Source organism: Lentisalinibacter orientalis (assembly GCF_040706535.1).
In the GTDB taxonomy this organism is placed as follows: Bacteria; Pseudomonadota; Gammaproteobacteria; order Steroidobacterales; family Woeseiaceae; genus Lentisalinibacter; species Lentisalinibacter orientalis.
Map to the genome: position 1 here is coordinate 1 of NZ_JAPDRJ010000001.1, position 13,492 is coordinate 13,492.

Here is a 13,492-nt window from a genome sequence, read left to right on the forward strand (position 1 = left end):
TCGATGTCGTTCTCGTCCACCAGCCGGCATTCCACGCCGGTACGGGGCCGGCCGCAGGCGTACTGGACCTCGGAGTTGACGTCACTGATGAGCGGCGTGGATACCTCGGTCATGTTGAAGCCGGTCACGTAGTCGAAACCGAAGCGCTTGCCGAGCGCGATGGTCTCGTCGTTGATCGGGAACATCGTCAGGTTGCGGAGCGGGTTCCCGGTATCGTCCGGCCGCGGCTCCGACTTGGCGATGAACGGTGCCATGGCGCCGATCAACCCGGCCGTGGTCACGCAGTTCGCACGCCGCACCTGGTCCCAGAACTCGGTGGTGCTGAAGCCGCTCACCAGATAGAAGGAGCCGGAGTTCACCAGCGCGCAGTAGATGGGGCTGGTGCCGCCGACATGGAACATCGGCAGGTTCACCAGGATGGCGTCGCCGTCCTCCATCCGGTAGTTGATGACCGCCGTCGTATAGAGCTGCAGGTAGGGCGACAGCACGCCCTTCGACGGGCCGGTGGTGCCGGAGGTATAGATGACGCTCTGGATGTCCCAGGGCTCGATCACGGCGGAGTCGTCGAGAGCCTCGCCGTCGCCCCTGAGCGCGTCGGCGCCGTGGAAGCGCAGACCGGGCCGCTCCGCGGGCACCTCGCCGCCGGACAGCACCACCTGCTCGAGGCTCTCGAGCGTCAGCCCTTCCAGACGCCCCACCAGGTCGGGATGGGTGACCATGATCCGCGCGCCGGTCAGGTTGACGGCATGTTCCAGCACGCCGCCGCGGTAGGCCGTGTTCAGCGGCACATAGATGGCGCCGAGGTAATTGGCGGCAAACCACACCCGGACGATGTCCCGGCCGTTCGGCAGCCAGGCGATGACCGGGTCGCCGCGGCCGACGCCGAGGGCCTGCAGCCCGGCGGCCGTGTCACGGACCTCGCGGCGGCACTCCGCATAGGTCCACTCGGTGCCGTCCTCGAACAGGGCGACGCGGCGATCGGGACAGCGCTCCGCCCGGCTGTCCAGCAGGCCTTTCAGGACGCAGTCGTCCCGGTCCGGCATGCGCGGATCGAACCAGGGCGGTCGGATCTCTTCTCGGTCGCCGCTCATCGTCGCATCTCCCCCAACGGCGCTGGCAGTCACTTGCATTAAGAAACCCGACCTTAGCCAGCAGTCACCCGGCCGTCAACCGCCAGTTGACGGCGGCGGCGCGCGCCGGGTATTTTAAGTTCTATATTGCAAGTGACTGGAGCAGCGGATGGACGCGGCAACATTGCTGAAGATCGTCAATTTCTACGGGCGCTTCACCCCGAACTACACCAAGATCGGCTATTACGCCCGCGGGCTGCCCTGGGGCTCCTCTCGCCCGTGGGACTTCTCCGGCCAGCACTGGGTGGTCACCGGGGCGAACGCCGGCATCGGCGAGGCCATCATGCGCACGGCTTCCGCAGCGGGTGCCAGCGTGGTGGCCGTGGCCCGCAATGCCGAGCGGCTCACGGCCGCGGTGAATGCGCTGCCGGCCGAATCCGCCGGGCGGGTCACGCCGCTGGTCGCGGACATGTCGCTGCAGGCGGAGACCGACGAACTGCTCGGCAGGCTCGTCGCCGATGGACGCCGGATCGACGTGCTCATGAACAACGTGGGCGTCCTGCTGAACGAGCACGAGGTCACTGCCGAAGGACGGGAGAAGAGCTTCGTCACCAACCTGCTCAGCCACTTCCAGCTGACCGAAGGTCTGATGGAGGCCGGCCTGTTCGCGGACCAGGCCACCATCGTGAACATGTCCTCCGGCGGCATGTACAACGTGCCGCGCTCGATCAAGGGCCTGAATACCCTGGATCCGAAGCGCTACAGCGGCAAGATCGCCTACGGCTTCCACAAGCGTGCCCAGGTGGCGCTGACCAACTACTGGAACCGCAGATACGGCGACCGGGGACTGCGCGTCTACGTCACCCATCCGGGCTGGTCGAAGACGCCGGGGGTCAGATTCTCCCTGCCGACCTTCTGGAAGATCCAGAACGTCCTGCTGCGCACGCCGCTGCAGGGCGGCGACACCGCGCTGTGGCTGGCCGCCGAGCGGCCGGAGATCGGCGACGAGGAAGTGATCTGGTTCGACCGCAAACCGCGCGAGACCCATATCTTCGAGCACACGCGCACGCCGCTGTGCAGCGAGGAGGAACTCGTGGACTTTCTCCGGCAGGAACTGGATCAGGGCGGCACCGAAGTCCCTGCGGCCTCGGCCTGACCCGCCGGCTCGGCGGGGCCTGACGGGACCTGACGAGGATCGGCGCCGCCCGCGGCTTTCGCCGCCGCTCAGCGCCCGACGACGAAGCTGACCGTGGTGGTGGCGCTGCCGCCGATATTGAGCGTGGCCACGGTCTTCGCGCCTTCGATCTGGTAGTCGCCGGCCTGACCGGTGACCTGCTTGTAGCTGTCCAGCATCATGCGCACGCCGGTGGCGCCCACCGGATGGCCCAGGCCGATCAGGCCGCCGCTCGCGTTCACGGGGATGCGGCCGCCGAGGGCGATGTCGCCGTTCTCCACCGCCTGCCAGCTCTGGCCCGGCGCCGTGATGCCGAAATGGTCGATGGCCATGTACTCGGTGCTGGTGAAGCAGTCGTGGGTCTCGATGCCGTCGAGCTGATCCACGCCCTCGATGCCGGCCCGGCCGAAGGCGTCGGTGATGGCGCCGCGGACGTGGGGGAAGATGTACGGTGCGTCCCTGCTCTCCTCGATCTTCTGCTGATAGGTGATCGGCGCGGTGCGATGGCCCCAGCCCCGTATCCAGGGCAGGTCGTCCAGGCTCATGCCGTGGCGCTTCGCGTATTCGGCCGCCTTCTCCGCGCCGGCGAGGAAGACGATGGCGGCGCCGTCGGTGATCTGGCCGCAGTCCTGCTTGCGCATGCGCCCATCGATGACCGGGTTGGCCTCGTCGTCCTCGGCGAAGCTCGCGTCGGTGAATTCCCAGCGCCGGGTCTGGGCGTTCGGATTGCGCCGGGCGTTGTCGAAGTTGTTCTTCGCGATGCCGGCCAGGTGTTCGTGCTTCAGGCCGTAGCGGCGGTCGTACTCGTCCGCCAGCTCGCTGAAGAGATGGGGCCAGGGGAATTCCACGTCCGTGCACTCGTGGCCGCTCCACATGGCCGGGCCGCCGATGAGATCCGCGGCGGTCTGGCCCGGCACGTTGCGCATCTGCTCGATGCCGATCACGGCGGCTAGGTTGTAGCGGCCTGCCTCGATGTCCGCGGCGGCGGACAGGATTGCGATGCTGCCCGAGGCGCAGGCCGCCTCGTGCCGGGAGGCGGGCTTGCCGGAGAAAGCCGGGTGCAGCGCGGCGAAGAAGCCGCCGAGATGGCCCTGCTTGCAGAAGAGCTCGGCGGCGAAGTTGCCGACGTGGGCCACCTCGATCTCCTCGGGCTCGATGCCCACGGTGTCGACGCCGGTGCGCACGGTGTGCGCGAAGGCGTCGAACAGCTCGTCCCCGTTGCGGGCCCAGTTGGCGGCGAAATCGGTCTGGTAGCCGCCCAGCACGTACACTCTCTCGCTCATCGTTCCCCCTGCCGCTCGCGCTCGAGCGTCCGCCATATCTGGTCGATGCGGTCGGCGCCCCAGTACATCTCGCCGTCCAGGAAGAAGGTGGGCGCGCCGAACACGCCCCGCTCCATCGCCTCGTCGGTGACGGTCTTCAGCTTCTGCTTGACCTCGTCCCGGGCGATGCCCTGCAGCACCTCTTCGGCATCCAGGTCCAGCCCTTTCGCCACCTCGGCGAGCACCGTCGGATCGGAGCAGTCCCGGCCCTGGCCGTAGCTCGCGTCGAAGACCGCGCCGATCCAGGCCACGGCGTCTTCCTCGTCGATCTCTTTCAGGAACCAGTACGCGCGGGCCGCCAGGATGCTGTTGAAGGGGAACGGGTCGGGCCAGTGGTAGGACAGGCCCCACTCCGCCGCCGAGCGCTCCACGTCGTGCCAGACGTAGCGGCCCTTCAGGGAATCCGGCTGCGGCGGCGCGTGGCCGCGGGACTTGAAGATCGCGCCCAGCGCGATCGGCTGCCAGTCGATCCTGACGCCGAACTCCTCCGCCAGCGCGCGCAGCCGGTGCTGGCCGATGTAGCTGTAGGAAGAGGAGAAGTCGAAGTAGAAATCGATCGCTCTCTTCATCGGACGACCTCGTTGAAACCAATGGCTTTCATAACTAGACTCGGGGCGACTATATAATGCCGGTGGGGCGATCGCAATCGATGCACACGCAGCCGATCCGACCGCCCGCCGCCGACCCACTCACCTGGAGCGACCGACATGACCGACGTCTTCATCTATGATGCCGTGCGCACGCCCCGTGGCAAGGGCCGCGAGGGCGGCGGCCTGAACGGGCTCACACCGCTGGACCTGCAGAAGACGCTGATCGGGGCGCTGCTCGAGCGCACCGGGCTCGATGCCGGGCGCATCGACGACATCATCCTCGGCTGCGTGACCCAGGTGGGCGAACAGGGCGGCAACATCGCCAAGGTGGCGGCCCTGTATGCAGGCCTGCCCGCCTCGGTGCCGGGCATCACCGTGAACCGCTACTGCTCGTCCGGGCTCGACGCCTGCAACTTCGCGGCGATGAAGATCGCCACCGGCATGGACGAACTGGTGCTGGCCGGCGGCGTGGAGTGCATGTCCCGGGTGCCGATGCTCTCGGACAAGGCCACGTTCTATTCCGATCCGGCGGTGGCGCAGAAGACGCGATTCGTCCCCATGGGGCTCGCCGCGGACCTGGTGGGCAGCCTGGACGGCATCAGCCGGGAGGAATGCGACGCCTATGCGGTGACGAGCCAGCAGCGCGCGACCCGGGCGCAGAGCGAGGGCCGTTTCGCGAAGTCGCTGGTGGCCGTGACGGATCCCGGCAGCGGGGCCGTGGTGGAACAGGACGAATGCGTACGGCCGGGCGTGACCACGGAGAAGCTCGCGACCTTCGAACCGCTGTTCACCGAATTCGGCGAGAAGGGCTATGCGGCGGCCTTCAAGGCGGCGTTCCCGGAGCTGGCGGAGCTCCGCTACCTGCACCACGCCGGCAATTCACCGGCCGTGGTGGACGGCGCCTCGCTGGTGGCGCTCGGCAGCCGCGCCGCGGGCGAGGCCGCTGGCCTGAAGCCCCGCGCGCGCATCAGGGCCATGGCCAACGTCTCCTCCAGCGAGCTCCTCGCACTGACCGGCGGCATCGACGTGGTGGCCGCGGTGCTCGCCAGAGCCGGCATGGATCACGGCGACGTGGACCTGGTGGAGTTCAACGAGGCCTTCGGCGCGGTGTCGGTGAAGTTCGTGCGCGACATGCCCTGGGACGCGGAGCGCATCAACCCCAACGGCGGCGCCATCGCGCTGGGTCATGCGATGGGCGCGACGGGCGCGAGCCTGGTCGGCACCGTGCTGGACGAGCTGGAACGTCAGGACCTGGGGGTGGGCCTGGTGGCCGTCTCCGGCGCCGCCGGTATCGGCACCGGGCTCATCCTGGAGCGCGTCGCCGCGTCCTGATCAGCGGCTGGCGCGGGCGGTGGCCCGGCGCGGGCGGTAGGCATCGCGGTCGAAGTAGACGTCTTCCGGTTTCAGCGCCTCGCCGCATTCACTGCACACCATGGCGCTGACCAGCGGCGCGCCGCAGGGCCGGTGAATCAGCTCCAGAGGACGGCGGTCCGGGGTGACGATCCAGCGATTGGCCCATTCGTGCATGGTCAGCGCCACCAGGTAGAGATCCATCCCTTTCTCGGTGAGCCGGTACTCGTAGCGCACCGGCCGCTTCTGATACGCCTTGCGCTCCATGATGCCGTGGTGGACCAGCAGCTTCAGCCGGTCCGAGAGGATGTTGGTGGCGATGCCGATGCCCTTCGCGATGTCGTCGTAGCGGCGCAGGCCGAAGTACGCCGCGGCGGTCACCAGACCGGTCCAGCGGTCGCCGATGACGTCCAGCGTGTGGAAGAAGCGCTGATCGGCCGCCTGGCTGGACTTGCTGTCCTTCTTGGAGCGGCGCTGAAACCGCGCCGGCACCGCGGCGCCCTTGCTGTCCGGCGCGCCGGGCACGAAGCGCACGCTGTACATGGTGATGGGCTCGGCACAGGCGCTGCAGCGGAACTCGGCCTGCATGGCGTGTCCGCAGTGCTTGTGCACCAGTTCGGGGTGCGACTCGCCCCCGAAGCCCCAGCGCGTATCCCAGTTCCAGACCGACAGGATGACGGGGTAGAGGTCGAGGCCCTTGTCGGTCAGCCGGTACTCGTAGCGCGGCGGGGACATCTGGTACGGATTGCGGTACAGAATCCCGTTCTCCACCAGGCGCTTCAGGCGGGACGCCAGGGTGCCACGCGCGGCACCGCTGCGGTGGCGCAGGTCCTCGAAGCGGCGGAAGCCCAGGAACACGTCCCGGATCACCAGCATCGCCCAGCGGTCACCGATCACGGCCAGGGCCTGGGCCACCTGGCTGCTGAGGATGAGATCCTGCTCGGCTTTGCCGCTCCGGTTATTCGCTGTCATCGCCCCCGCCGTTCGTCGAGCGTCGCGGCGGCAGGGGGATCATCCCGCTGGTCTTCTCCATGTAGTCCCTGTACCCCGGTTTCTCCCGCGCCATCTTCTTGTCCAGCGTACGCTGTCCTGTGACGTTCACGATGAGGTAAGTGTAGCCGATCGGACCGATTATGGTCAGCAAACCCCACGGATTGTCGCAGGCGATGAGGAACAGGCCCCACCAGACGCAGAGTTCGCCGAAGTAATTCGGGTGCCGGGAGTAGCGCCACAGCCCGGTATCGAGCACCTTGCCCTTGTTGGCCGGATCGGCCCGGAAGCGGGCCAGTTGATGATCGGCCACCGTCTCGAACACGAAGCCCACCAGCCACAGGGCGGCGCCGGCGAACGCCGCGATGCCGAGACTCGCCGGTTCGGCGTAGATCTGCCCCACCTGGATCGGCAGCGAGACCAGCCAGAGCACGATGCCCTGCAGCAGGAACACCTGCCGGAGGCTCAGCCAGACGAAGGCGCGGTCGTCGTTCACCCAGCTGCGCAGCTTCGTGTAGCGCGGGTCCTCGCCGTGGCCCCAGTTGCGCCGCACCAGATGGACGGTGATGCGCACGGCCCACAGCGCCACCAGCGCCAGGATGAGGTTCTTGCGCGGCTCGGCGCCGTCCGTCATCGCGTAGGTCACCCCGGCCACGCTCAGCAGGATCACCGCGAAAGCCATGTCGATGATGCTGACGTCCCGCAGCGGGATGCTGATCAGCCAGAGCACGAGCACGGCCCCCATGGTGACGCCCAGGTTGACCAGCAAGACCAGACCCGTATCCTGCCAGAGCAGCTCCATAATCCCTCCCCCGGCGCTTCTGGGGTTGCGCCATTTGGAAAAACCTGTGTTAGTCTATTCGTGAAAGTCACTGATTGCCAATCCGTGACGGCCAATTGACGGCCAACCTCAGATATACGGAAAACAACCTTGGGGTGGGGGGATGACACACGCCAGCGCACGACAGCGCTTCGACGAAATCCGTGCCGGCCTGCGCCTGCCGGTCGTCGTCGCGCCCATGTTCCTCGTTTCCGGTCCGGAGATGGTGGTGGCCGCCGCCCGCTCGGGAGTACTCGGCTCGTTCCCGGCACCGAATGCCCGCACCATCGACGTGTTCGAGGAGTGGGTCTCGACCATCAGCGAGCAGCTGGCCGGCTTCCGCCGCGATCAGGTCGCCGGCGCCACGGATGCCTGGGCCATGAACCTGGTCGTGCACCGCACCTACGATCGCCTGGACCAGGAGCTGGCCATCCTCGAGAAGTACCGTCCGCCCATCGTCATCACGGCGCTCGGTAGCCCCAAGGATGTCGTGGATGCCGTGCACGGCTGGGGCGGGCTGGTCATCGCCGACGTGAACAGCGTCGAGTACGCGCGCAAGGCGGCCGCGGTGGGCGTCGACGGCCTGGCCCTGGTCGCCGCCGGCGCCGGCGGGCACACGGGGCACATGGCGGGCTTCGCCTTCGTCCCGGCCGTGCGGGAGTTCTTCGACGGCATACTCATACTGGCGGGCGCCATCGGCGACGGCCGGGCCGTGCGTGCGGCGGAGGTGCTCGGCGCGGATCTCGGCTACATGGGCACCCGCTTCATCGCCGCCGAGGAGAGCATCGCCTCCGACGAATACAAGCAGATGGTGGTCGACTCCGTGTTCCCGGACCTGGTGCTCACCGACTTCTTCACCGGCGCCCACGCCTATTACATGCGCCAGAGCATCGAGGCGGCCGGCCTGGACCCGGACAATCTCGAGGCCGGCACGGGCATGAACCTGTCCGAGAAGAAGGCCTGGAAGGACGTCTGGTCGGCCGGCCAGGGCGTGGGCACGATCCACAAGGTGGAGCCGCTCGCCGACATCGTCGACGCTATTGCCGGGGAATACGAGGCCGCCAGGCGGGTCCCCTGAGGCCGGTCAGCCGGCCCGCGGTCCGGTCGGCAGCCTGCCCGATCAGCCGGTCCCGGGCGCGCCGGCGACGAAGCGGCGGAAATGCTCCACCGCCGCCGGCGCATGGGCGTCGAAGGGCAGCGCGGCCAGTTCCTCCAGTACGGCGCCGGCCGCAGCCGCATCGGCGCTCTCCATCCAGCGGCCTTCGGTCTCCTGCATCCGAGCGCGGGCGATCTTGCCGGCTCCCGAAATGACGATCTCGCCGTTCATGGCGCACTGGTCGCCGATGAGCCAGGCGGCCACCGGCGCCACGTAGTCCGGCGCCATGCGCTCGCGCAGCGCCTCGGGCAGATGGGCCTCGGTCATCTGCGTCGCGGCATAGGGCGCGATGGCATTCACCCGCACGTCCCGCCCGGCGCCCTCGTGGGCCAGCGCGTACGTGAGGCCCAGCAGCGCCGCCTTCGACGATGAATACGCCGGCAGGCCGTGCTCGCCGTAGAGTCCCGCCACCGAGGTGCTGAGCAGCACGGCACCGCCGCGCTGATCGTAGAGATGCCGGAACAGCGGGTGCAGCACGTTCACCGTGCCGAACAGGTTCACCTCGAAATTGTGCCGGAACTCGTCGATGCTCTGTTTGTGGAAGCTCCGGCCCTCGGAGACGCCCGCGTTGGCGATGTGGGCGTCGAGTCTGCCCCAGGTATCGAGCGCCAGTTCCAGCAGCCGCTCGCCGGCGCCGGCCTCGGTGATCTCGGAGTAGTCCGCCACGGCCTCGCCGCCGGCGGCACGGATCTCGTCCACCACCCGATCGGCCGAGGCCTGCTCCTCGCCGGCGTGGCTGCGGTTGTTCACCACCACCCGCGCGCCCTGCGCGGCCAGGTAGCGGGCATAGGCGCGGCCGAGCCCCTTGCCGGCGCCGGTGATGACGACCACCCGGCCCTCGAACGACGCGGCCTCAGGCGGCATCGGAGGCGCGCGGCCAGCGGGTCTGCACCCAGCGGAAGCGCCGGGTCACGAAATCGAGGTCGGCGAGACAGGCGTTGCCCGCCGGGTTCAGGCCGGTGACGTGGAAGTCGCTGTAGGCGGCGGCGAAGTTGATGGGCATGCCGATCAGGTTGCACGAGAGCGAGGCGCCGGCGTCGTGGTAGGCATCCTCCGCGCGGGCCAGGAAGGCCTCGTTCGTGGAATAGACGTGGGACGTGATCGCGCCGTGGGCGCGCACGTCGTCGGTCGCCCGGGCCAGCCCGGCGTCGGCATCGTCGGCGGCGATGACGAAGGAGATCGGCCCGAAGTGCTCCTCGCCGAACAGGTCGCCGGCGTCGGTGTCCACCTGCACGATCAGCGGCGTGGCGGTGCGCGCATCCGGGTAGTCGGGATGCTCGTAGGGCCCGGAGTCGCGCAGGATGCGCCCCCGGTCCCGCACGCCGTCGCGGATGCGGTCGATGCTCTCGAGAATGCGGGGGTCCACCAGCGCACCGCACAGGTTGCCTGCCTGCTTCGGGTTGGCGAGGAACTCCTCCACGGCATCCACGATGCCGGCGGCCACCTCGTCGAAGGAGAGATGACGCCCTCCGGCCTCGATGCCGCCGCGGGGCACGAAGATGTTCTGCACGCTGGTGCACATCTGGGCCGACGCCTGGCACAGCGAATGGGCGATGGCGCGGCGCATGCCGTCGAAGTCGTCGGTGGATTCCACCACCACGGAGTTGCAGCCGGCGGTCTCCGTGAAGACGAGCTTGTCGGCGCAGTGCTGCTCGATCCAGCCGCCGAAGCGGGGGCCGCCGGTGAAATCGATGATGGCGCAGTCCGGATGGCGGATCAGCTCCAGGGTGTTCGGCTCCGCCTCGGTATCGGCCGCCATCAGGATCAGATCGGGGTTGTGGCCCGCCTCCGCCAGCACCTCGCGCATGGTGCGCACGAAGATCGCCACCGGCAGCGTGGTCTTCGGGTGCGGCTTCACGATGACGCCGTTGCCCGTGGCAAGATCCGCCATGATGGCCGGGTAGCCGTTCCACTGGGGAAACGTGGCGCAGGTAATCACCACGCCGATGCCGCGGGGCATGATGCGGTAGCGCTTCTCGAGTTCGGTCTCGGGTCCGGCGCCGAACCGGCGCTGCCAGGTCGCCTCGCTGGGCACGTCGCTCATGGCCTTCCAGGCGTAGGCCAGCGCCTCCAGGCCCCGGTCCAGCGCGTTCGCGCCGCAGCCGGCGAAGGCCATGATGAAGCTCTGGCCTGCCGTGTGGACGGTGGCGTGGGCGTTGACGAACAGCGACTCGGCGCTGCCCAGCCGGTCCAGCATCTCCAGACAGACGCCCACGCGCTCCTCGGTGGGCACCCGCCGCCACGCGTGCTGGGCTTCCCTGACCGCGGCGAACGCCCGGTCCGGGTCGAGCTTCGGGTAGGTGATGCCGAGCGCCTCGCCGGTGAGCGGCGAGACCTCCTCGCCCAACTCGCCGACGGCGCCGGGCAGCTCGATGTCGAACGGCCGCCCCAGCATCGACTCGTAGGCCGCGAGTCCGGCGGCGGGAATCTCCTTGCCGTGAATCTTGCTGCTGGGCGACTCCGGGTACGCCGTCCAGGCATAACGCTTCTCGCAGGCATCCACTGCCTTCTCGAGCGTCTCGCGATGTTTCTTGAACAGGCTGCTCATGGTTCCGTCCCGGGCTCCGTGGAGGGTGGAACGATTCTAGGGATTGACAGTCCCGTTGTGCAAGCCATAGCACCGTAGGAGGGCCTTCAGGCCCGATTCCCTTAATCCCTCCTCAATTCTCCCCGGACCCGTTCAGCGTAATGGCCAGAATACCGTCCAGCGCGCGCCGCACCTCGCGCAGCTCGGTCAGCAGGGCCTGCCGACCGTCGGCGGCGCCGCCGCCGCCCTGCAGCAGATCGCGATGCGCCGCCAGCTTCAGCGCCGTCTCGTACAGGGACTTCGAGACGGACTCCTCGGAGAACAGCCGGCCCTGCAGGCGCATCTGCCGGCCGAGTTTCAGGCAGCCGGACACGAAGCCGGCCCGGTCCTCCACGGCCTCGGCGCCCGCCTCGGCGAGCGCCCGGGCCACCACCCGGTAGGCGTCGGCGAAGGAGCGCAGCACGGCGTGGGCCAGCAGCAGCCGGCTCTGCCGCAGCACCCGCACGACCTCGTCCTCGCCGCCCGCAAGCGCGTCGCGCCAGCTCGGGAAACGCTCCTCCAGTACCGCCTGCACCGCCGCCGTATAGTCCTGGCGGCGCGGGAAGTAGAAGTCGAACAGGAACAGCTCGCGCAGCTCCTCCAGCAGCGTGAACACGGCCGCCTCCCGCTCGCGCTCCGGCGCGCCGGCGGCGCGGTACAGCGCCACTTCCACCAGCGCGTCCAGCACGAAATGGTGGATGGCCGTGTTGCGGTAATAGGCGGCCTTCAGGTGCTGGTCCGGCGTGATGGCGTAGAGCCGCTCCGTGCCCTCGTCGAAGAAGGTCACGATGCCGGTGGAGCGCAGCTGCTCGAGCGTCGCCGGCAGCGTCTCCGGCTGGCGGAAGTCCGGGTCGCCCGCGATCTCGAGATTGCGACGCCGCACCAGACTCATGCCGACCCGGGTGAGGAAGCCGATCTCCTTCAGGCTCAGCGCCCGGTTGCCGGCGGCGAGCAGGATCAGCGTGACGATGGCGGTGGCGGTGATGGGCGTCGCCGCATTCATGCGGAAGGCGACCTGCAGCGCGAGATTCTGCACCAGCGACTGTTTCTCCGCCTCGTCCGGCCCCGCCTCGAGCCTGTCCCGGGGCGCCAGGTCGGTCAGCGCCAGCTCCTCGCCGAAGCGCAGGAAGATGCGGCCGTGGGGCGCCGAGGAGCGCAGGAAGCGCACGATCCAGGTCGCCCCCTCCGGTTTCTTGGCGTGGCCGCGCTGCTCGGTGGCGTAGTCCTCCACTTCCGTGATCTGGTCGTAGGTCACCGACACCGGCACGAACGCCACGTCGAGCAGCTGGGTGCGCAGGATGGACTCCACCACGTAGTTGAACAGGCCGTAGCGCGGCGGCAGCAGCTTGCCCGTGCGCGAGCGCGTGCCCTCCAGCGCCCACAGCAGCGAGAAGCGCTTGTCGATCAGATAGTCGATGTAACGGCGGAAGGTCGCCTTGTAGATCTCGTTGTCCTGGAACGAGCGGCGCAGGAAGATGATGCCGGCGCGCCGGCCGAGCGCCCCCAGCCCCGGCGTGTTCAGATTGATGCCGCCGAAGGTCAGCGGCAGCGGCAGGTTGGCATCGAACAGCACGATCGACAGCGCGATCGTGTCCAGCATGGACTTGTGGCTGATCAGAAAGGCGACCGGCCGGCTGCCGAGCAGCTCTGCGACATGGCGCAGCTGCTCCTCGTCCACGTCGATCTCCGGGTCGTGATTGCTGCGCGCGGCCGCCCGGTAGATGGCCATGGCGAGGTCCAGAGAGAACGGCGTCTGCCGGGCGGCCATCTCCTCCAGGTAATCGCCCGCCTTGTCGGTCACCTTCTGCACGCTCTCGTCGCGCTGCTGCGCCAGGTTGGCCAGCTGTTCGCGGAATTCCCGGTTGGCGAACACGTCCTTCGGCAGCAGTCTGGCCACCTTGTAGCGCGTACCGCGGGCGACCCGCTCCGCCCGCTCCAGCGTGATCAGTGCCTGGCGGCGGACGAAATCCGACAGCCCTACGGTGGGCGCGTCGCTGCCGTGCTGGTCGCGATAGCGCTGCCTGAGGTCCTCCAGCGGCGCCCCCTGACCGGCGATGAAACGCATGCGGTCCGGCTGGCCCCGGGCGATCCTGCGGCGGCTGAACAGCGTCGGCCGCTCGGTCCACGCGAAGAAGAAGTCCCGCAGCAGGCTGCCGCCCTCGTCCCGCTCTGCGGGCAGCCACACGATGCGCACGGGCTGCAGCCACGTATCCGGTTCCATGCGATCCAGGCCGGCGAGACCCTCGCTGTCCTGGGGGAGGTCGAGCAGGCGATAGTCATTCTTCTCGGCCGCCGGGCGGGTGGACTCGATCCAGTCCCTGAGCAGGCCGTGTTCGAACCGGTCGGGAGCATCGAGCAGGAACACCACACTGCCGTGCGTCTCGTCGGGCCACGGTGAATCCGCCGCTCCCGACTCCAGTGCCGTTTCCTGCAGTGACTGCCTGTTCACGCCTG

General features: G+C 68.6%; 11 protein-coding genes. 3 read left to right on the forward strand and 8 right to left on the reverse strand.

Going from position 1 to position 13,492, the window contains the following annotated elements; all coding sequences use genetic code 11:
- On the reverse strand, window positions 1–1,091 hold a 1,091-nt coding region (locus tag ACJMK0_RS00005), incomplete at its 3' end, for an AMP-binding protein (RefSeq protein WP_405234765.1).
- A 148-nt stretch (window positions 1,092–1,239) separates the two neighbouring features.
- On the opposite strand from ACJMK0_RS00005, the gene ACJMK0_RS00010 reads away from it, so the two are divergent.
- Window positions 1,240–2,226, forward strand: coding sequence for an SDR family NAD(P)-dependent oxidoreductase (locus ACJMK0_RS00010; protein WP_405234766.1), 987 nt, complete (start codon window positions 1,240–1,242; stop codon window positions 2,224–2,226).
- Between the two features lie 68 nt (window positions 2,227–2,294).
- On the opposite strand, the gene ACJMK0_RS00015 is transcribed toward ACJMK0_RS00010, so the two are convergent.
- Both ACJMK0_RS00015 and ACJMK0_RS00020 read right to left on the reverse strand, forming a co-directional pair.
- On the reverse strand, window positions 2,295–3,527 hold the full coding sequence (locus ACJMK0_RS00015; RefSeq protein WP_405234767.1) for an acetyl-CoA acetyltransferase: 1,233 nt from the start codon (window positions 3,525–3,527) through the stop codon (window positions 2,295–2,297).
- Entirely contained in the window at window positions 3,524–4,135 is a 612-nt protein-coding gene (locus ACJMK0_RS00020) for a 2-hydroxychromene-2-carboxylate isomerase (protein ID WP_405234768.1), read from the reverse strand. Before ACJMK0_RS00020 ends, ACJMK0_RS00015 begins: the two co-directional genes overlap by 4 nt.
- Window positions 4,136–4,273: 138 nt before the next feature.
- Here ACJMK0_RS00020 and ACJMK0_RS00025 point away from each other — a divergent pair, with 138 nt between their 5' ends.
- Entirely contained in the window at window positions 4,274–5,488 is a 1,215-nt protein-coding gene (locus ACJMK0_RS00025) for an acetyl-CoA C-acyltransferase (protein ID WP_405234769.1), read from the forward strand.
- On the opposite strand, the gene ACJMK0_RS00030 is transcribed toward ACJMK0_RS00025, so the two are convergent.
- Complete coding sequence (locus ACJMK0_RS00030; protein ID WP_405234770.1) at window positions 5,489–6,478, reverse strand: winged helix-turn-helix transcriptional regulator; 990 nt, start codon at window positions 6,476–6,478, stop codon at window positions 5,489–5,491.
- Complete coding sequence (locus ACJMK0_RS00035) at window positions 6,465–7,298, reverse strand: DUF1295 domain-containing protein (protein ID WP_405234771.1); 834 nt, start codon at window positions 7,296–7,298, stop codon at window positions 6,465–6,467. Before ACJMK0_RS00035 ends, ACJMK0_RS00030 begins: the two co-directional genes overlap by 14 nt.
- A gap of 142 nt (window positions 7,299–7,440) precedes the next feature.
- Here ACJMK0_RS00035 and ACJMK0_RS00040 point away from each other — a divergent pair, with 142 nt between their 5' ends.
- The gene (locus tag ACJMK0_RS00040) at window positions 7,441–8,394 is read left to right on the forward strand and encodes an NAD(P)H-dependent flavin oxidoreductase (protein ID WP_405234772.1); all 954 of its coding nucleotides are present in this window, start codon (window positions 7,441–7,443) and stop codon (window positions 8,392–8,394) included.
- A gap of 42 nt (window positions 8,395–8,436) precedes the next feature.
- Here the strand turns inward: ACJMK0_RS00040 and ACJMK0_RS00045 are convergent, their stop codons facing one another.
- From ACJMK0_RS00045 to ACJMK0_RS00055, 3 genes are all read right to left on the reverse strand, one after another.
- Entirely contained in the window at window positions 8,437–9,336 is a 900-nt protein-coding gene (locus ACJMK0_RS00045; RefSeq protein ID WP_405234773.1) for an SDR family NAD(P)-dependent oxidoreductase, read from the reverse strand.
- Entirely contained in the window at window positions 9,326–11,020 is a 1,695-nt protein-coding gene (paaN, locus tag ACJMK0_RS00050) for a phenylacetic acid degradation protein PaaN (RefSeq protein WP_405234774.1), read from the reverse strand. Before paaN ends, ACJMK0_RS00045 begins: the two co-directional genes overlap by 11 nt.
- A gap of 112 nt (window positions 11,021–11,132) precedes the next feature.
- The gene (locus ACJMK0_RS00055; RefSeq protein ID WP_405234775.1) at window positions 11,133–13,487 is read right to left on the reverse strand and encodes a 1-acyl-sn-glycerol-3-phosphate acyltransferase; all 2,355 of its coding nucleotides are present in this window, start codon (window positions 13,485–13,487) and stop codon (window positions 11,133–11,135) included.
- Window positions 13,488–13,492: the final 5 nt, after the last annotated feature.

Bases quoted from the DNA above. Each gene is read 5' to 3' on its own strand.
- ACJMK0_RS00045 (WP_405234773.1), bottom strand. From the start codon at position 9,336: ATGCCGCCTGAGGCCGCGTCGTTCGAGGGCCGGGTGGTCGTCATCACC.
- ACJMK0_RS00010 (WP_405234766.1), top strand. From the start codon at position 1,240: ATGGACGCGGCAACATTGCTGAAGATCGTCAATTTCTACGGGCGCTTC.
- ACJMK0_RS00040 (WP_405234772.1), top strand. From the start codon at position 7,441: ATGACACACGCCAGCGCACGACAGCGCTTCGACGAAATCCGTGCCGGC.
- ACJMK0_RS00020 (WP_405234768.1), bottom strand. From the start codon at position 4,135: ATGAAGAGAGCGATCGATTTCTACTTCGACTTCTCCTCTTCCTACAGC.
- ACJMK0_RS00030 (WP_405234770.1), bottom strand. From the start codon at position 6,478: ATGACAGCGAATAACCGGAGCGGCAAAGCCGAGCAGGATCTCATCCTC.
- ACJMK0_RS00015 (WP_405234767.1), bottom strand. From the start codon at position 3,527: ATGAGCGAGAGAGTGTACGTGCTGGGCGGCTACCAGACCGATTTCGCC.
- ACJMK0_RS00035 (WP_405234771.1), bottom strand. From the start codon at position 7,298: ATGGAGCTGCTCTGGCAGGATACGGGTCTGGTCTTGCTGGTCAACCTG.
- paaN (WP_405234774.1), bottom strand. From the start codon at position 11,020: ATGAGCAGCCTGTTCAAGAAACATCGCGAGACGCTCGAGAAGGCAGTG.
- ACJMK0_RS00025 (WP_405234769.1), top strand. From the start codon at position 4,274: ATGACCGACGTCTTCATCTATGATGCCGTGCGCACGCCCCGTGGCAAG.